The organism is Phyllobacterium sp. 22229, from assembly GCF_052056495.1.
In the GTDB taxonomy this organism is placed as follows: domain Bacteria; phylum Pseudomonadota; class Alphaproteobacteria; order Rhizobiales; family Rhizobiaceae; genus Phyllobacterium; species Phyllobacterium myrsinacearum.
Genome location: NZ_JBQEPA010000011.1, coordinates 129,309 through 146,218, shown reverse-complemented (window position 1 = coordinate 146,218; position 16,910 = coordinate 129,309). Strand labels below are relative to the sequence as shown.

Below are 16,910 nucleotides of genomic sequence, written 5' to 3'. Positions count from 1 at the left end.
CAGTCATGCTTTTGCCTTAGTAAAACGGCAATAGGAAAAGATATGAATCTCACAGGAATGGATTTTACCGGTCATTTTTGTCAAAATGGTCAAAAGAGATCCATAATGATCGGATAATGTGGACTATGATGGTGAGGAAGCACATTCTTGCAGCGGCGATTGTTACCGCTTTGGGCTCGGGCCTGGCGGCGGGCATTTCGCTGCCTGCCCAGGCGAGCGACGTCAAGGTAATCGTCAATGGAATGCCGATTACCGACTATGACATTGCCCGGCGCGCAGCCTTTTTGAAACTGCAGCACAAGAAGGGCAACCTGACGCAGATGGCGCGTGAGGAACTCACCGACGACATGCTGAAGCGCCAGGAAATGCGGCGGCTGAACATCACCATTTCCGATACGGAAGTGAACCAGGCCTTCGAGCGCTTTGCCACCAACAACAAGATGACGCTTTCCCAGCTCACCGGCGTCCTCGACAAGGCCGGTGTGACAGCCGACCATTTCAAGGAATATATCCGCCTGCAGATGGGCTGGGGCCGCGCGCTCGGCACCCGCAACCGGTCCCAGGGCGGCAGCCGCGTGTCCGAACAGGATGCCGTGCAGCGCATGCTGAAGGATGGCGGCAAGAAGCCGGTCTCGACCGAGTACACATTGCAGCAGGTCATTTTCGTTGTTCCGGCCACCGATCGCGGCAATATCGCCAAGCGCCGCAACGAGGCCAATGCGCTGCGCGCCAAATTCAACGGCTGCGATTCAACCCGCGACATGGCAAAGGGCATACTGGACGTGACCGTCCGCGATCTCGGCCGTTTCGTCGAACAGGAACTGCCGCCCGAATGGTCCAAGCAGGTCAAGGCTACATCAGCCGGGCATGCGACGACGACGCTCGACACCGACAAGGGCGTTGAATTCCTCGGCATCTGCGCAACGCGCCAGCTGTCGGATGACCGCGTTGCCCGTCTGGTTTTCTCGCAGGAAGCGGCAGCGGCCAACCAGAAGCCCGATGCCACGGCAGAGGCGGTGAACAAGCAGTATGTCGATGATCTGCGGAAAAAGGCATCCATCGTCAATCGATGATGGTATTGCCTTCCCATGAGCAGCATCCTCGCCGTAAGCGCCGGTGATCCCTCCGGAATCGGACCTGACATAGCGCTCGCCGCCTGGACACTGCGTGCCCCGGCGCGCCTGCCCGCCTTCTTCCTGCTCGGCGACGATGCGGTTTTGGCGGCGCGTGCCGCACAACTGGGAATAAACTGCCCGCTGGAAACGGCGACGCCGGAAACAGCCGCAGAAATATTTCAGCGGGCCTTGCCGGTCGTTCCCCTGCAAAACCGGCAGATCAACCGGCCCGGCGTTCCGCTCGCCGAAAATGCCGCCGGAACGATCGAGGCGATCGAGCGCGCCGTGGCCTACACGCTTTCCGGCCGCGCCAGCGCCGTCGTCACCTGCCCCATCGCCAAGAAGCCGCTCTATGAGGCGGGTTTCCGCTTTCCCGGCCATACGGAGTTTCTGGCGCATCTGGCCGGTGAACAGCTCGGCCGCGCGTTCACACCCGTCATGATGCTGGCGGGGCCCCTGCTGCGCGCGGTTCCCGTGACCATCCATATTGCGCTTGCCCGTGTTCCCGAGGTGCTGGACACCGACCGGATCGTCACCATTTCACGCATCACCGCGCAGGCGCTGAAAAACCAGTTCGGCATTGCCAATCCGCGCCTTGCCATTGCCGGTCTCAATCCGCATGCGGGCGAAGGCGGCGCCATGGGGCTGGAAGACGATGAGATCGTCCGCCCGGCTGTTGAAATCCTGCGCAACGAGGGCATCGATGCCCGTGGCCCGCTTCCGGCTGATACGATGTTCCATGCGGCGGCGCGCGCGTCCTATGATGCGGCGATCTGCATGTATCACGACCAGGCACTCATCCCGGCCAAGACGCTGGGCTTTGACGACAGCGTGAACGTGACGCTCGGCCTGCCCTTCGTGCGGACCTCGCCCGACCATGGCACCGCATTCGACATCGCCGGATCGGGCAAGGCCAAGCCGGACAGCTTCATCGCCGCATCGCGGCTGGCGGGTGAACTCGCCTCCCATCGCTCCAGCCCGGAAAACAACGCCGCATGAGCATCGACAGCCTTCCCCCTCTGCGCGAGGTCATCGACCGGCACGAGCTGATGGCCAAAAAATCCCTCGGCCAGAATTTTCTGCTCGATCTCAACCTGACCGCCAAGATCGCGCGGCAGGCCGGTGATCTGAAGGACCAGACCGTCATCGAAGTCGGGCCCGGCCCCGGCGGCCTGACCCGCGCCCTGCTGGCGCAGGGCGCCCATGTGATTGCCATTGAACGCGACGAGCGCTGCCTGGCGGCGCTGCAGGAAATTTCCGATCATTATCCCGGCCGCCTGCGCGTCATAGCGGGCGATGCGCTGGAGACGGATTTCAAGGCACTGGCGGGGAACGGTACGGTCAAGATCGTCGCCAATCTGCCCTACAATGTCGGCACCCAGCTTTTGATCGGCTGGCTGTTGAGCGAGCCATGGCCGCCCTTCTATGCCTCGCTGACGCTGATGTTCCAGCGCGAAGTGGCCGAGCGCATCGTGGCAAAACCTGGCTCCGATGCCTATGGCCGCCTCGGCGTGCTGGCGGGCTGGCGCACGGAAGCCAAAATAACCTTCGACGTGCCGCCGCAGGCCTTTACGCCGCCGCCGAAGGTGACGTCCTCGGTGGTTCACCTTGTTCCGCGCGCCGAGCCGCTCGCCTGCGATGCGACCATGCTCGGCCGTGTCACGCAGGCCGCCTTCGGCCAGCGCCGCAAGATGCTGCGCCAGAGCATCAAACCGCTCGGCGGTGAAGCGCTGCTGGCCAAAGTCGGGATTGATCCGACACGCCGCGCCGAAACATTGTCCATCGATGAGTTTGTGGCGTTGGCCAACGCGGTTTAAGGTTATATTTTAAGGGGATAGACCAGAGTTCACCCCCCTCTGGCTTGCCAGCCATCTCCCCCACAAGGGGGGAGATCTCATTGGCATCAACGCTTCTGCATACTTTGCAATATCTCAGAACTGTCGAAACCCTTGTGAAGGCTGCTCTCCCCCCTTGTGGGGGAGATGGGCGGCAGCCCAGAGGGGGGTGAGGTTCCCGTTAATCGATCTTCTCATCCAGAAGGCCGCTGACGAAATCGAACAGGCCGGGGCAACGGTCGCGGCGCAGGCGTTCGGCCGTCACGATGGACTGGACCTCGTGATAGGCACGTTCCAGGTCCTTGTTGACGATGACGTAATCGTAGGAACGCCAGCGCTCGATCTCGTTGCGCGCATTGCGCAGGCGCATGTCGATGACTTCTTCGGTGTCTTCGGCGCGGCGGTGCAATCGCAGCTTCAGGTCAGCCATGGACGGCGGCAGGATGAAAATGCTGACGACATCGCCCTTCATCTTGTCCTGCAACTGCAGGGCGCCCTGCCAGTCGATGTCGAACAGCATGTCCTGCCCGTCGGCAAGGGCGTTTTCCGCCGCCTCACGCGGCGTGCCGTAGAAATTGCCATGCACTTCAGCCCATTCGATCAGTTCATCGCTGTCGCGCAGGCGTTCGAATTCGCGCACCGAAATGAAATGATAATGCACGCCGTCGATCTCGCTGGCGCGGCGCGGACGGGTGGTCACGCTGATCGACAGCGACAGCTCGAGCTTTTCCTTGTCGTTGAGCAGCAGACGGGCAATCGTCGACTTGCCGGCGCCTGATGGCGACGACAGCACCAGCATGAGGCCGCGGCGCTTGATGCTGTTTGAGGCGTTGAGCATGTTTACTCCAGATTCTGTATTTGCTCGCGCAATTGATCCACAACCGCCTTGAGGTCAAGTCCAATCGACGTGATCGAGGCCGCATTGGCCTTGGAGCAGAGTGTATTGGCCTCGCGGTTAAATTCCTGTGTCAGAAAATCCAGCTTGCGCCCGACACCGTTGCCATCGCGCAGCAGCGTGCGCGCCGCCGCCACATGCATGTCCAGACGGTCCAGCTCTTCCTGGATATCGGCCTTGGTGGCGAGAAACGCCGCCTCCATGTGCAGGCGCGCCTCATCGAGTGCCGGAGAGGCATCGAGGAGCAGTGCAACCTGCGCCGCCAATCTCGACCGGACAGCGTCGAGCGTCCGGCTCGGATCGCGCCGCGCCTCCCCCGTCAGCCGTTCCACCGCATCGATCTGGGTGCTCAATATATCGCCGAGCGCCTTGCCCTCGCTCTCGCGGTTGCGCGCAAGCTGCACGAGCGTCTCGTCGAGGGCCGCAAGCACGGCCGCCTCGACCTCAGCCTGGTCTTCTTCCGTCAGCACGTCCTGGGGCGCCTCCAGAACGCCGCGCAGCGCCATCAGGCCTTCCGGGGTGGATTGGGCCAGACCGAAGTCCGCACGCAGCTGGGCGGCAATCCTCGCCAGTTCCTGCAGCAGCGGTTCATTGATGAGTGCCCTGGCATCGCCTGCGCTGCGGTCAACGCTCAAGGCGGCCTGGAAATTGCCCCGCTTGAAATGCTGGCTGAACAGGGCGCGCGCCTTCTGCTCTACGGCTTCGAAGCCCGCGGGCAGCCGGAACCGCACGTCCAGCCCCTTGCCGTTCACCGATTTGATTTCCCATGAAATCTGCGCCCCGGCGCTGTTCCGGAGGTGACGGGCAAAACCCGTCATGCTTTGCAATGACATTTTTCCCCCAAAGTCCAAAAGGACAAAGGCCTGATCGTCGCCAGGCCTTTCTATATTATTCCTCTGCCGGTGCGCTGTCGTCGGTCGCAGACGGCTTGGCATTCTTGTCGCCGGTTGCCGCTTTCGCCGCTTCATCAAGGCGGTTTTTCTCGACCGTGCGCCAGCGCTTCACATTGTCGTTGTGGTCATCCAGCGTTTCGGCAAACACATGCCCGCCTGACCCATCGGCCACGAAGTACAGATCCTTGGTCTGCGAAGGATGCGCGACAGCTTCCAGCGCATCGCGGCCCGGATTGGCAATCGGGCCGGGCGGCAGGCCATTGATCGTATAGGTGTTGTAGGGCGTCGGCTTCTCCAGATCCGATTTCAGGATCGGGCGGTCGGCCGGTTTGCCCTTGCCGCCGAACAGGCCATAGATGATCGTCGGATCGGACTGCAGGCGCATGCGCTTGTTCAGGCGGTTGATGAACACGGCGGCAACGCGCGGGCGTTCATCCGCCTTGCCCGTCTCCTTCTCGACGATGGACGCCAGCGTGACGAATTCCTCGATGGTCTTGAGCGGAATGCTCTGGTCGCGGCGCGCCCAGATATCCTCGACCAGCTTCTTCTGGTCAGCCTGCATCTTCTTGAGGATTTCCTCGCGCGTCATGCCGCGTGAAAAGCGCTGCGTGTTGGCGAACAGCGTGCCTTCCGCCGGAGCGACGGCCGGCAATGCGCCCACCAGCACGTCATCCTCGCTGATACGCTGGAGAATCTGGTCAACGGTCAGGCCCTCGGGAACCGTCAGCGAATGCAGCACCGACTTGCCGCTGCGCAGCAGGTCCATGATCTCCCGCATCGAGGCATGCGCCTTGATTTCGTATTCACCGGCCTTCATGTCGCGCTGAAAGCCATAGGCCTGAACGCCATATTTGAACACGCGCCCATCGGTGATGATGCCGCGGCGCTCGAGCCCATCGGCGATCTCGACGATGCCGCTGCCGTTCTTGACGACATAATTGGCGGTCACTTCCGTCGGGCCGGGTTCGTTGAAGGCAACCTTGCCGAAATAGACTGCAGCGGCAGCGGCAATCACCAGAAGCACGACCAGCGACAGCATGAAATTGGCAAAGACGACGATCTGGCTGCGCGCACGGCGCGAACGGCGCCTTGGCGCGGGCGGCGGCGTGCCCGGTTCGGGGCGCAGAGCCTCGGAGGCCGACTGCGGAACAATCGGATTGCGCTCCGGCGCGCTGGCGGCGGCTGAACCGTTCGTCTCTTCAGACTGCTGATCTGAGCTCACACGGGCACCTCGAGCATGTTTTCCGGTTGGAACCGGTATTATTTTGATTGTGAATATGGCGAAAGCGCGAAAACGCTTCCGCCATTGCTTCAATCACTGTTGATAACGCCGCAAAACCAGCGAAGCGTTGGTGCCGCCAAAACCGAAGGAATTGGAAAGCGCCACATCGACGGTGCGATGCCGCGGCTTGTGCGGAACCAGATCGATCTTTGTCTCGACCGATGGCGTGTCCAGATTGAGCGTGGCCGGAGCGACATTGTCGCGAATGGCCAGCGCACAGAAGATGGCTTCGGTCGAACCGGCTGCACCCAGGAGATGGCCGATGGAGGACTTTGTCGACGACATCGACACTTTCGGGGCGGCATCGCCCAGAACGCGTTCAACCGCCGCCAGCTCAATCGTATCGGCCATCGTCGATGTGCCGTGCGAATTGATGTAGTCGACCTGATCCGGGGTAATGCCGGCGCGCTTGAGTGCCATTTCCATGGAACGCTGCGCACCCTCGCCGCTCTCGGACGGAGCGGTGATGTGATAGGCATCGCCGGACAGACCGTAGCCGATGACTTCGGCATAGATCTTCGCCCCGCGGGCCAGCGCATGTTCGAGCTCTTCCAGCACGACCACACCGGCGCCCTCGCCCATGACGAAACCGTCGCGGTCGGCATCATAGGGACGCGAGGCCGCTGTCGGATCGTCGTTGCGGGCAGTGGACAAAGCCTTGCAGGCGGCAAAGCCGGCCAGCGAGATGCGGCTGACGGGCGATTCCGTTCCGCCAGCCACCATCACATCCGCATCGCCGAAGGCGATCAGACGCGATGCGTCACCGATTGCATGCGCGCCGGTCGAGCAGGCGGTAACGACCGCATGATTGGGGCCGCGCAGCTTGTGCTTGATGGAAACCTGGCCGGAAGCGAGGTTGATCAGGCGGCCGGGAATGAAGAAGGGCGAAATGCGGCGCGGACCCTTGTCGCGCAGCGTGTAGCCGGCTTCAACGATGCCCTCGAGACCGCCGATACCCGAACCGATGAGAACGCCCGTGGCAATCTGGTCCTCGTCGCTTTCCGGCGCCCATTTGGCATCGGCAAGCGCCTGGTCAGCGGCAGCCATGGCATAGATAATGAAAGGATCAACCTTGCGCTGTTCCTTCGGTTCCATCCAATCGTCGGGATTGAACGTGCCGTCGGTTCCATCGCCGACCGGAATACGGCAGGCAATCTTGCAAGGCAGATCTTCGACTTCGAACTCCGTCACCAGCCGGGCGCCACTCTTGCCAGCCAAAAGGCGGGACCAAGTCTGCTCGACACCGGATGCAAGAGGAGAAACCAGCCCAAGGCCGGTTATGACAACGCGCCTCATGGCCGATCCTTCAATGTCATATTCAGCATGATGTTTTCCGGCGGCCCTGCGCAGGTTCCGGCAGGGGCGCTGTGCCGCCTGTCAAAATCCCTGCGCTGCCGGGCCGAATGAAAATCAGGCTTGTGCTTTATCGATGAACTTGACGGCATCGCCGACTGTCAGAATGGTCTCGGCAGCATCATCGGGAATTTCAACGCCGAATTCTTCTTCGAAAGCCATCACGAGCTCGACAGTATCCAGGCTGTCTGCGCCCAGATCGTCGATGAAGCTCGCACCATCGGTGACTTTCTCGGCATCAACGCCCAGATGCTCAATCACGATTTTCTTGACGCGTTCTGCAGTATCACTCATGTGGAAACCTCAACCTGTTGTTTTTCTCCATGCCTTGGTTAGCGGCACGGATGACTCTAATCAAGCAATAAGATGGCAGGCCAGCCTTGTTTAACAGCTAAAACCCTCATCCCAGCCACTTCTTCCCTAAGGAATGGAAAAGGCATCAAATCGATTTGACACCCTGACTTGGTGCGCGACTTATCACGCTTTATTCACGGCCTCAATCGCATAAATGTGTTTGCGACGTAAACGCCCGGCGCAAAAGTGCAGCCGGGCGCGATGTTATATCGACAGGAGGGGGCAACCACCAGATCAGACCGGTGGCTCTAGCCGTTCAAAGCTCCAGTTTGATCTGGCGGGATGAAGCACCAACCAGAATTTTGGCGGGCGGCACCAGTTTCCACTTGGCATTGGCGACATCCCAGATGCTCTGCAGTTTCGGGGCGATCTTGACCGACACGGTTTTCTTCTCTCCGGGCTGCAGTTCGACTTTGTCCCAACCAACGAGCCGCTTGGGCGGTTCGCCTGAACTGGCGGGAAACTGAGCGTAGATTTGCGGGGTTTCCCTGCCAGCCAGAGTGCCGGTGTTTTCAAGCGTGAAAGTGGCCGTCTTGCTGCCATCGCCATCCGTGGTCACACGCAGATCCGAATAGTGGAACTCTGTATAGGACAAACCGAAGCCGAACTCGAACAATGGCTCGACACCCTTTGAGTCATACCAGCGGTAGCCAACATTGAGGCGCTCCGCATAAACGGGATTTTTCTCCCATTCCTTGCCCGCCGTCGGCGTATCGGCGTCGGCTTTCGGAAAGGTAACCGGCAGTTTGCCCGATGGATTGACCTTGCCGAAGAGAACATTGGCAATGGCCGGACCGCCATTGTCACCGGGGTACCAGACCTCCAGCACGGCTGACACGTCGTTGATCCACGGCATCAGAATGGGATTGCCACTTTCAACGACGACGATCGTGTTCCTGTTGACGGCGGCGATGCGCCGGACCAGCTCATCCTGATTGCCCTGCTTTCCCTCCGCGGTGCGCGCGTTGTTCAAGCCAAGCGTACCGAGATCGGCCATCTCTCCAGCGGGTTGAGCGACAACGACAATTGCAACGTCGGCTTGCTGCGCCTGTTTCACCGCATCATCAATTTCCTGTTCCGTATAAGGCCGGAACGGTTCTGCCTCGTCACTGTTCCCGCCATATACGACCTCTGCGGAGGGTGCCGCATTCCGGATCGCTTCCAGCATGGGTACTTTGACCCGCTTCCATGGATTGGAAGTGAAACAGGGATTAAATTTTTGGGGAAAATCGATATTCCTGCACTTTCCGTCGTACAGAGGAAATGAACCGTAGGTTGTGTTGGTGACGCTGCCCGATCCGCTGCCGACCAGTATCGCCTTGTCGGCGTGTGCCCCGGCCACTGCTATTTTCTTGAGCTTTGAAGCATCGAGCGGCAGCAGTTTGCGCGGAGTTTTCACATCCAGCGGGGCTTGCTGCGGCTGGTTTTTCAACAGGACGATGGATTGTTCCGCCGCCTTTTGCGCCATTGCTTCAGCCGCGGCAAAATTGATGTCCGGAACAAAACCCTCGGCTTGGTTATTAGGCGGCGGATTGTCCATGACGCCAATGCTGATCATGGTTCGCAGCTTGCGGTGCACCATCTCGTTCAACCGCTCGATCGTTATCTCCCCCGCCTCCAGGGCCGCTTTGACCTTGGCTGGCACAAAATATTCCGCCGCCCGGTAATGCTCGTCTTCATCCAGCCCGGCATTGATGGCTGCCGCCGTGGAGTGGGTGGCGCCCCAATCGGATTGCACCTGTCCCTTGAAACCCCACTCCCTCTTGAGAATATCAGTCAGAATATGCGGGTGTTCGCAGGCCCATATGCCCGGCGCATAGCCATCCAGCGACAGCTGATTGTAGCTGCACATGACATTGCCGGGCTGGCTCTCCTGAACGGCGATTTCAAAGGGCAGCATGTAGATCTGACGAAGGGTCCTTTCGTCGATCACACTGCTTCCCTCCATGCGGTGGGCTTCCTGTTCATTGCCCACCATATGCTTGATGGTCGCAATAACATGCTGGCTTTGCGTTCCCTCCGTTCGGCTTGCGAGCATTTTACCCGCGAGCAGAGGATCTTCCCCCAGATATTCGAACATGCGCCCTACACGCGGGTCGCGCACCAAATTGGCGCCGCCACCAAGTCCCATGCCATATCCCTGCGCACGGGCCTGTTTCGCCACTTCCGCCGCAAAGAGGTAGGCAAGATCACGGTCCCAGCTCGCCGCTATGGCGAGCGTGGCCGGGAATGTCGTGCTTTTGAAGATTTTGCTTCTTGAGCCCGCCGAGGAATCGATCATGAGCAGTTCAGGTATCTTCAACCGCGGCAGTCCGGGGATATGTCCCGCGGCGGAGCCAATCTCTGACATCTTGCGGTGATCGGTGTGGATGAACTGGATCTTTTCATCCAGGGACATCTGCGCCACCAGCGCCCATGCCCGCGCATCCGGGTCTTGCGGCAGCAGAACGTCGGCTTTCTTTGCCGGGTCAACGCTGCTTTCGGCGACTTCGGCGGGCGCGCTGGCCGAATAGGATCCCGTAGCGTCGGCTGCTGGTTTTTCGTCCTTGTTGCAGGCGGACGCGAAAATCGGAATGAGAGATAAAATAAGCGCGTTCCATATGGATTTTTTCAAAACAGTTTCCTCCTCGAAATATTCTTGGTTTAATTGTTTTGATGGTCGAAATAATTCAGGCAAAAATCAATTCTACAAAGGTCTAGAGTCGGGCCTCTTCGTACCTTTAAAACAAAACCCCGGACGTTTCCGCCCGGGGTTTTCAAATACAGACAGGTCTGACCCGGCTCAGATCATCGCCATGCCGCCATTGACGTGGATCGTCTGGCCGGTGACATAGGACGCCTCATTGCTGGCGAGATAAACCACGGAGGATGCCACCTCTTCGCCCGTACCCATGCGGCGCATGGGTATGGCGGACATGATGCCTTCCTTCTGCTTGTCATTCAGCTTGTCGGTCATCGCCGATTCGATGAAACCGGGCGCAACGCAATTCACCGTGACATTGCGGCTGGCAATCTCAGCCGCCAGCGCCTTGGAGAAGCCGATGAGCCCGGCCTTGGACGCGACATAATTGGTCTGGCCGGGATTGCCGGTCACGCCGACGACCGAGGTGATGTTGATGATGCGGCCATAGCGGCGGCGCATCATCGGATGGGTCAGTTCGCGGGTCAGGCGGAACACGGCGGTCAGGTTGACCTCCAGCACATTGTCCCAATCGGCATCGCTCATGCGCACGAACAGGCCGTCCTTGGTGATGCCGGCATTGTTGACGAGGATTTCGACGCCTTCGAGATCGGCTTCCGCCTTTTCGCCCAGCGCCTTCACTTCATCGCGGTTCGACAGGTTGGCCGGGAAAATCTTGACCCGGTCGCCCAGTTCGCTTGCCAGCGCTTCGAGTTTTTCCACACGCGTGCCGTGCAGGCCGACAATGGCGCCCTGCGCGTGCAGCGCGCGGGCAATGGATTCGCCGATACCGCCGCTGGCGCCGGTTATGAGAGCCTTGCGGCCTGTCAGGTCAAACATTGCTCAATCCCTTCCGTTCAAACGTTCAGCGCGGCAACGGCCGCGTCAATATCATCCGGCGTGCCGACGGCAACACCCGAAATGTCCTTGTTGATGCGGCGTGCCAGGCCGGTCAGAACCTTGCCCGCGCCAATTTCATAGAGTGTCGTTACGCCATTGGCGCCGAACCATTCGACCGTTTCGCGCCAGCGGACCTGGCCCGTCACCTGCTCGACCAGCAAGGCGGCGATTTCATCGGCCGAGGTTACCGGCGCAGCGCGCACATTGGCGATCAGCGGTACCACCGGATCGTGCTTGGCGACGTTGGCCAGCGCCTCGCGCATGGCATCGGCGGCCGGCGCCATCAGCGCGGAATGGAAGGGAGCGGAAACCGGCAGCATGATGGCGCGCTTGGCGCCCCGTTCCGTCGCAAGGGCAGCGGCTGCCTCGACCGGCGCCTTCGAGCCGGAAATGACGATCTGGCCGCCGCCATTGTCATTGGCGATCTGCACCGGGCCTTCGAGCGCCGCATCGGCGCAGACAGCGGCGACAACCTCGTGCTCAAGCCCGATAATGGCGGCCATGGCGCCAGCCCCGGCGGGAACCGCCTGCTGCATGGCATTGCCGCGGATGCGCAGGAGACGCGCCGTATCGGCCAGCGAGAATGTGCCGGCAGCGCACAGCGCCGAATATTCGCCGAGCGAATGACCGGCGACATAGGCCACCTTGTCCCTGATCGAGACGCCGCGCGCTTCCAGCACGCGGATGACGGCGATGGACACCGCCATCAGGGCCGGCTGCGCATTGGCGGTCAGCGTCAGGGTGTCTTCCGGGCCTTCCCAGATGATGGAGGACAGCTTCTCGCCGAGCGCATCGTCGACCTCGTCGAACACGGCCCTGGCTTCGGCAAAATTATCGGCCAATGCCTTGCCCATGCCGACGGCCTGACTGCCCTGACCGGGGAAAGTGAATGCTATGGACATGGGGCGTGCCTCCGGATTTCTCTTTATCGTCGTCAATCTGCCGCGCGATGTGCCTATCGGCAAGCCCGAAGTCAAGCTTTCATGCGCCGCGCTGGCCGCACATGCACATTATAATAGGCGGAATAACGGGTTTTCGGCGCCACGCCCGCAAATGCGTCTGGCCATTGAACGAGGAGAATGACGGGCGGTCCTTGGAACGCGGGTCTTGGGGTATGCTGTATGCGATGCTTGCGATCCAAGGACCACCCGCCCCGGCGTTTTTCAGGTTTTTGCCGGTGTACCACCACCGGGCCAAACCTCCCCGGCCGCACGAGGTTTTCCCTCGCGAAGCCGAAGCGCCGATCCTTTCCCGACTTTCGAAAGTTTCCGGAAGCATTCCCGCCGGAAAGGACGAGGAGAAGGATAACTTGGGTTGGGAGAACGTGGATAAGTTTTATCCAAATGACATTTCATCCCCTTGTGGGGGAGATGCCCGGCAGGGCAGAGAGGGGTGAAAACACAGAACAGACCGCCCGGCATTTCGCGCTGCAATATAAAACGTCCATGGCGGGTTGCGTCTTTTGCCATTTGCCCGTATAAGCCGCCCGTTCATTGCTCGGCGTCAGCTGGGGGCTGAACGGAGGGCCGGATTTCGATCCGTGGAAGCGTAAAAGCTTCAGCCTCCCGTGTCTCCGCTCTCGATCGTCTCCATCAGCGTCCTTTCTTCGCCGGTCACCCGGCAGAGAGATTCGCAGAGGTTTACCGTTGATTCCGGGCAATATTAACGAAGAAAGGCAAAGACAATGGCTCTTTATGAACATGTGTTCCTTGCTCGACAGGACATTTCGCAGCAGCAGGTCGATGCGCTTGTAGAACAGTACAAGGGTATCATCGAGGCCAATGGCGGCAAAGTCGGGCGTATTGAAAGCTGGGGCCTGCGCGCCCTGACATACCGCATCAACAAGAACCGCAAGGCGTATTACTCGCTTCTCAACATCGATGCTCCGGCAGCCGCCGTTGCCGAAGTCGAGCGCCAGCAGCGCATCAATGAAGACGTTCTGCGCTTCATGACCATCCGCGTTGAAGAGCACGAAGAAGGCCAGTCGGCCATGCTTGCACGCCGCGACGATCGCCGCGAACGCGACGACAAGTTCGGTGGCCGTGATGACGATCGTCCGCGTCGTCCACGCCGCCCGCGTGACAACGAAGCCGGTGAAGGAGCAGAATAATGGTTGATATCAATCAGATCCCGACCCGCCGTCCGTTCCATCGCCGCCGCAAGACCTGCCCGTTCTCGGGTGCCAATGCGCCGAAGATCGACTACAAGGACATCAAGCTCCTGTCGCGCTACATTTCCGAGCGTGGCAAGATCGTTCCTTCCCGTATCACGGCTGTCAGCCAGAAGAAGCAGCGCGAACTCGCCCAGGCGATCAAGCGCGCCCGTTTCCTCGGCCTGCTGCCATACGTTGTGAAGTAAGACACTCGGAGGCGGCTGGATTTCGTCCCGCCGCCTTCAGCCCTCCGGGGCAATAAAGCCTTCCGCGATGGGCGCGGTCAGGCACACCAGAAAACCCAAGTTGAGGGATTGGTTGAAAAACCACCTCTAACTGCTTCAACAGGCAGGACAGCGAGCGACATGAAACTGACTGGAACAGATATCGGTATTGGCGTGCTGGCGGGCCTTGCGGCTGCGCTGCTGACGACCGGTGTCATCGTCAATTCCAGCCTTGCCATGATCTTGCTGCTGTTTTCGCCGCTGCCGATCTTTGTCGCGGCGCTGGGCTGGGGCACGGCCTGCGGCTTCATTGCCGCGCTCACCGTGGCGGTTGCCGTATCCGTCATCGCCGCCCCGACGGTCGCCGTCGTCGTCGTGCTCATCACCGCCCTGCCCGCCGCCGTCGGCGCCTATTTCACCGGCCTTGCCCGTCCCGCAGCCGAGATCGGCGGACCCAAGGACGTCTATGTCTGGTACCCCCTCGCCGATACGATGCTGCGGCTGGCGCTTGTTGTTGCCGCCGGCTTCATCGTCATCGGCGTCATGATCGGTTTCAGCGCGGATTTTGCCCGCCAGCTGGCGCAGTCGCTGACCCAGCAGCTGGCCGTGAGCAATCCGGAACTGGCGGCCAATGCCGACCTGACGCAGAGCATGGCGCAGTTCGTCGTGCGTGTTCTGCCGGCCCTGCAGCCCGCCGCGTGGCTGAGCATCATCATTGCCAATCTCTATATCGCCCTGCGCCTGACGGCTGCCTCGGGCAAGCTGCGCCGCCCGCGGGATGACTGGCCGCGTGCCCTGCGCATGCCGCGCCCGGCGCTTGTCATCTTTGCCGTCGCCTGCGCCGCAGCGTTCCTGCCGGGCGGTCCCGGCTATGCGGCAACGGCGGTTGCCGGTGCCCTCGGCGCCGGGTTCATCCTGGCCGGCTTCGGCATGCTGCATGCCCGCACGCGCGGCGCCACCTGGCGGCCATTTGCGCTGTGGTTCGCCTATCTCGCCGTGTTTCTCTTTGTCTTTGCGCTTCTCGTCTTCCTTCTCGCCGGTCTGTTTGACACATCGCGCAACGCGCCGGTTTCGAAGGCTGTGAATACCGATACCCCACCCAATAACGACAATTGAATTGAACTTGAAAGGAAAACTCACATGGAAGTCATTCTTCTCGAACGCATCAGCCGCCTCGGCCAGATGGGTGAAACAGTCAAGGTAAAGGACGGCTTTGCCCGTAACTTCCTTCTGCCGCAGGGCAAGGCGCTTCGTGCCAACGAAGCCAACAAGAAGAAGTTCGAAGGCCAGCGCGCCCAGCTCGAAGCCCGCAACCTCGAGCGCAAGACCGAAGCCCAGGCAATCGCCGACAAGCTCGACGGCAAGACATTCGTCGCCGTTCGCTCCGCCGGTGAAACCGGTCAGCTCTACGGTTCGGTTTCGACCCGCGACATCGCCGACCTGATCACCGCCGAAGGTTTCTCGATCAACCGCAACCAGGTTGAACTGAACACGCCAATCAAGACGATCGGCCTGCACAAGATCGTTCTGGTTCTGCATCCGGAAGTTGAAGCAACGGTTACGATCAACATTGCCCGTACGGCCGATGAAGCCGAGCGCCAGGTCAAGGGTGAAGACCTCACCTCCGCCGAAGCGATCTATGGCATTGAAGAAGCACCGCTTTCCGACGAATTCTTCGACGAAGACGAAGAAGGCGAAGAAAACGCCTGATTTCAAAGCAAAAACCGCTCGCAGGAGTGGTGTTTGCTTTACCATAAAACACCCGGCAGAGATGCCGGGTGTTTTTTTGCTTTGCAGAATCAAAAAAACAGGTAAATTTATTTATCCTACCCACGCCCGACCTTGGCTCAATCCCGAGCCTCATAATGGCCGAGCTCTATCGTCAATGATGGAGATTGTTCATGAATGCCATTCTCAGGGCTGCGCTTTCGCGGCTCATCCACACTGGTACACTTTCGATTACTGACTCATCCGGCCAGAAGCGCACCTTTGGTGACGGGACCGGAGAACCGATCCATTTCCGCATCAACACGGCTGCGGCCGAACGGCGGATTGCCTTCGACCCCTCCCTGCATTTCGCCGAAGCCTATATGAACGGCGAACTCGATGTTCTCGACGGCGATATCTACGACGTTTTGAAGATCATCTTCGAAAACACCGGCGCCACCGCGGCGCGCGAGCCGTGGATGCTGGCGCTGGAGGGCATTCGCCGTGCCACCCGCCGCCTGCACCAGATGAACAATCTTGCCCGTTCATCCAGCAATGTGCAGAGGCACTACGATCTGTCGGAAGAGCTCTACCGCCTGTTTCTCGACCCGGACATGCAGTATTCCTGCGCCTATTTCGAGCATCCCGATGCGACGCTCGAAGAGGCGCAGCTGGCCAAGAAACGCCACATCGCGGCAAAGCTCCTGGTCGAAAAGGGCCACAAGACCCTCGATATCGGCTGCGGCTGGGGTGGCCTCGGGCTTTACCTCGCCCGGCATCTCGATGCCAATGTGCTGGGGGTCACCCTCTCGCACGAACAGCATGGCATCGCCAACAAGCGGGCCATCGACGAGGGCCTGTCGACACAGGCCCGCTTCGACCTGCGCGACTACCGGACCATCGAGGACAGTTTTGACCGGATTGTCTCCGTCGGCATGTTCGAGCATGTCGGCGTCGGGCATTTCGCCGAATATTTCCAGCACACGGCGCGGCTGTTGAAGAAGGACGGGGTTTTCGTCCTGCATTCGATTGGCCGGTCGGATGGGCCGTCCTATACCAATGCCTTCATCCAGAAATATATCTTTCCGGGCGGCTATATCCCCGCGCTCTCGGAAGTGCTTCCGCAGATTGAAAAGGCAGGCCTTGTCATTACTGACATCGAAATCCTGCGGTTGCACTATGCCGACACACTGCGCATCTGGCGCGAGCGGTTCATGGCGAACCGCGACAAGGCCAAGGCAATCTATGACGAGCGCTTCTGCCGCATGTGGGAATTCTATCTCGCCGCCTCGGAATCGGCCTTCCGCTGGCAGAACCTGATGGTGTTCCAGATTCAGCTGGCGCACCGGCAGGAATCGGTTCCGCTGACGCGCAACTACATCGAGAAGGAAGAAAAGCGCCTGAAACGGCTGGAAAGCGAGCGCAGCTGCGCCAATACCCAGGTCGACAACCGGGAATCGGCTGTCGGGCGCTGACGCCTGCTGAAACAAACCCGTTGGCCCGCCGTGATCATGATGATC

General features: G+C 60.2%; 17 protein-coding genes. 9 read left to right on the top strand and 8 right to left on the bottom strand.

All coding sequences use genetic code 11. The annotated features are described in order from the left end of the window. The first annotated feature begins 125 nt into the window (after positions 1-125). The 3 genes from ACTJJ7_RS15180 to rsmA are packed head-to-tail and all read left to right on the top strand — an operon-like array spanning position 126 to position 2,932. Complete coding sequence (locus tag ACTJJ7_RS15180; RefSeq protein ID WP_105735779.1) at positions 126-1,073, top strand: peptidylprolyl isomerase; 948 nt, start codon at positions 126-128, stop codon at positions 1,071-1,073. A 15-nt stretch (positions 1,074-1,088) separates the two neighbouring features. Beyond that, positions 1,089-2,114 (top strand): 4-hydroxythreonine-4-phosphate dehydrogenase PdxA, encoded by a 1,026-nt coding sequence (gene pdxA, locus ACTJJ7_RS15175; protein ID WP_440967808.1) that lies wholly within the window; start codon positions 1,089-1,091, stop codon positions 2,112-2,114. Further along, entirely contained in the window at positions 2,111-2,932 is an 822-nt protein-coding gene (rsmA, locus tag ACTJJ7_RS15170; protein WP_105735783.1) for a 16S rRNA (adenine(1518)-N(6)/adenine(1519)-N(6))-dimethyltransferase RsmA, read from the top strand. The genes pdxA and rsmA overlap by 4 nt, the downstream gene beginning before the upstream one ends. 199 nt (positions 2,933-3,131) lie before the next feature. Here rsmA and gmk read toward each other — a convergent pair whose 3' ends face one another. The 8 genes from gmk to fabD all read right to left on the bottom strand — a co-directional run bounded on the left by gmk (position 3,132) and on the right by fabD (position 12,209). Next, positions 3,132-3,788: a guanylate kinase gene (gmk, locus tag ACTJJ7_RS15165; RefSeq protein WP_105735787.1), complete on the bottom strand. Its 657-nt coding sequence runs from the start codon at positions 3,786-3,788 to the stop codon at positions 3,132-3,134. A 2-nt stretch (positions 3,789-3,790) separates the two neighbouring features. Beyond that, the gene (locus ACTJJ7_RS15160; RefSeq protein WP_130269074.1) at positions 3,791-4,678 is read right to left on the bottom strand and encodes a YicC/YloC family endoribonuclease; all 888 of its coding nucleotides are present in this window, start codon (positions 4,676-4,678) and stop codon (positions 3,791-3,793) included. 55 nt (positions 4,679-4,733) lie between these two features. Then, positions 4,734-5,999, bottom strand: coding sequence for an endolytic transglycosylase MltG (gene mltG, locus ACTJJ7_RS15155; protein WP_425350499.1), 1,266 nt, complete (start codon positions 5,997-5,999; stop codon positions 4,734-4,736). Between the two features lie 54 nt (positions 6,000-6,053). Beyond that, complete coding sequence (gene fabF / locus ACTJJ7_RS15150) at positions 6,054-7,316, bottom strand: beta-ketoacyl-ACP synthase II (RefSeq protein WP_105735793.1); 1,263 nt, start codon at positions 7,314-7,316, stop codon at positions 6,054-6,056. A gap of 114 nt (positions 7,317-7,430) precedes the next feature. Continuing rightward, a complete protein-coding gene (locus ACTJJ7_RS15145; protein WP_008128530.1) occupies positions 7,431-7,667 on the bottom strand; it encodes an acyl carrier protein in 237 nt (78 codons plus the stop codon). A gap of 316 nt (positions 7,668-7,983) precedes the next feature. Further along, positions 7,984-10,341, bottom strand: a complete 2,358-nt coding sequence (locus ACTJJ7_RS15140; RefSeq protein ID WP_440967805.1) for a glycoside hydrolase family 3 C-terminal domain-containing protein — start codon at positions 10,339-10,341, stop codon at positions 7,984-7,986. 168 nt (positions 10,342-10,509) lie between these two features. Then, the gene (gene fabG, locus ACTJJ7_RS15135; protein WP_105735797.1) at positions 10,510-11,247 is read right to left on the bottom strand and encodes a 3-oxoacyl-[acyl-carrier-protein] reductase; all 738 of its coding nucleotides are present in this window, start codon (positions 11,245-11,247) and stop codon (positions 10,510-10,512) included. A 17-nt stretch (positions 11,248-11,264) separates the two neighbouring features. Then, the gene (fabD, locus tag ACTJJ7_RS15130) at positions 11,265-12,209 is read right to left on the bottom strand and encodes an ACP S-malonyltransferase (RefSeq protein WP_105735799.1); all 945 of its coding nucleotides are present in this window, start codon (positions 12,207-12,209) and stop codon (positions 11,265-11,267) included. On the opposite strand from fabD, the gene ACTJJ7_RS15125 reads away from it, so the two are divergent. The 6 genes from ACTJJ7_RS15125 (at position 12,202) to ACTJJ7_RS15100 (ending at position 16,865) form a co-directional block, all read left to right on the top strand. Continuing rightward, positions 12,202-12,390: a hypothetical protein gene (locus ACTJJ7_RS15125; protein WP_110003319.1), complete on the top strand. Its 189-nt coding sequence runs from the start codon at positions 12,202-12,204 to the stop codon at positions 12,388-12,390. The genes fabD and ACTJJ7_RS15125 overlap by 8 nt on opposite strands. Before the next feature lie 601 nt (positions 12,391-12,991). Further along, on the top strand, positions 12,992-13,417 hold the full coding sequence (gene rpsF, locus ACTJJ7_RS15120) for a 30S ribosomal protein S6 (RefSeq protein WP_105735802.1): 426 nt from the start codon (positions 12,992-12,994) through the stop codon (positions 13,415-13,417). Then, positions 13,417-13,665 carry a 30S ribosomal protein S18 gene (gene rpsR, locus ACTJJ7_RS15115; RefSeq protein WP_027229803.1) on the top strand — a complete coding sequence of 83 codons (249 nt, stop codon included), beginning with the start codon at positions 13,417-13,419 and terminating at the stop codon, positions 13,663-13,665. Before rpsF ends, rpsR begins: the two co-directional genes overlap by 1 nt. Before the next feature lie 159 nt (positions 13,666-13,824). After that, positions 13,825-14,799, top strand: a complete 975-nt coding sequence (locus ACTJJ7_RS15110; protein ID WP_440967802.1) for a DUF2232 domain-containing protein — start codon at positions 13,825-13,827, stop codon at positions 14,797-14,799. 24 nt (positions 14,800-14,823) lie between these two features. After that, entirely contained in the window at positions 14,824-15,393 is a 570-nt protein-coding gene (rplI, locus tag ACTJJ7_RS15105; protein ID WP_105735805.1) for a 50S ribosomal protein L9, read from the top strand. 191 nt (positions 15,394-15,584) lie between these two features. Then, complete coding sequence (locus ACTJJ7_RS15100) at positions 15,585-16,865, top strand: SAM-dependent methyltransferase (protein WP_105735807.1); 1,281 nt, start codon at positions 15,585-15,587, stop codon at positions 16,863-16,865. Positions 16,866-16,910 lie beyond the last annotated feature (45 nt).

What these genes read in the sequence shown, in the direction of transcription:
- fabD (WP_105735799.1), bottom strand. Translation starts at nt 12,209, where the DNA reads ATGTCCATAGCATTCACTTTCCCCGGTCAGGGCAGTCAGGCCGTCGGC.
- ACTJJ7_RS15110 (WP_440967802.1), top strand. Translation starts at nt 13,825, where the DNA reads ATGAAACTGACTGGAACAGATATCGGTATTGGCGTGCTGGCGGGCCTT.
- rsmA (WP_105735783.1), top strand. Translation starts at nt 2,111, where the DNA reads ATGAGCATCGACAGCCTTCCCCCTCTGCGCGAGGTCATCGACCGGCAC.
- rplI (WP_105735805.1), top strand. Translation starts at nt 14,824, where the DNA reads ATGGAAGTCATTCTTCTCGAACGCATCAGCCGCCTCGGCCAGATGGGT.
- gmk (WP_105735787.1), bottom strand. Translation starts at nt 3,788, where the DNA reads ATGCTCAACGCCTCAAACAGCATCAAGCGCCGCGGCCTCATGCTGGTG.
- ACTJJ7_RS15145 (WP_008128530.1), bottom strand. Translation starts at nt 7,667, where the DNA reads ATGAGTGATACTGCAGAACGCGTCAAGAAAATCGTGATTGAGCATCTG.
- ACTJJ7_RS15100 (WP_105735807.1), top strand. Translation starts at nt 15,585, where the DNA reads ATGAATGCCATTCTCAGGGCTGCGCTTTCGCGGCTCATCCACACTGGT.
- ACTJJ7_RS15160 (WP_130269074.1), bottom strand. Translation starts at nt 4,678, where the DNA reads ATGTCATTGCAAAGCATGACGGGTTTTGCCCGTCACCTCCGGAACAGC.
- rpsF (WP_105735802.1), top strand. Translation starts at nt 12,992, where the DNA reads ATGGCTCTTTATGAACATGTGTTCCTTGCTCGACAGGACATTTCGCAG.
- rpsR (WP_027229803.1), top strand. Translation starts at nt 13,417, where the DNA reads ATGGTTGATATCAATCAGATCCCGACCCGCCGTCCGTTCCATCGCCGC.
- ACTJJ7_RS15180 (WP_105735779.1), top strand. Translation starts at nt 126, where the DNA reads ATGATGGTGAGGAAGCACATTCTTGCAGCGGCGATTGTTACCGCTTTG.
- pdxA (WP_440967808.1), top strand. Translation starts at nt 1,089, where the DNA reads ATGAGCAGCATCCTCGCCGTAAGCGCCGGTGATCCCTCCGGAATCGGA.
- fabG (WP_105735797.1), bottom strand. Translation starts at nt 11,247, where the DNA reads ATGTTTGACCTGACAGGCCGCAAGGCTCTCATAACCGGCGCCAGCGGC.
- fabF (WP_105735793.1), bottom strand. Translation starts at nt 7,316, where the DNA reads ATGAGGCGCGTTGTCATAACCGGCCTTGGGCTGGTTTCTCCTCTTGCA.
- ACTJJ7_RS15125 (WP_110003319.1), top strand. Translation starts at nt 12,202, where the DNA reads ATGGACATGGGGCGTGCCTCCGGATTTCTCTTTATCGTCGTCAATCTG.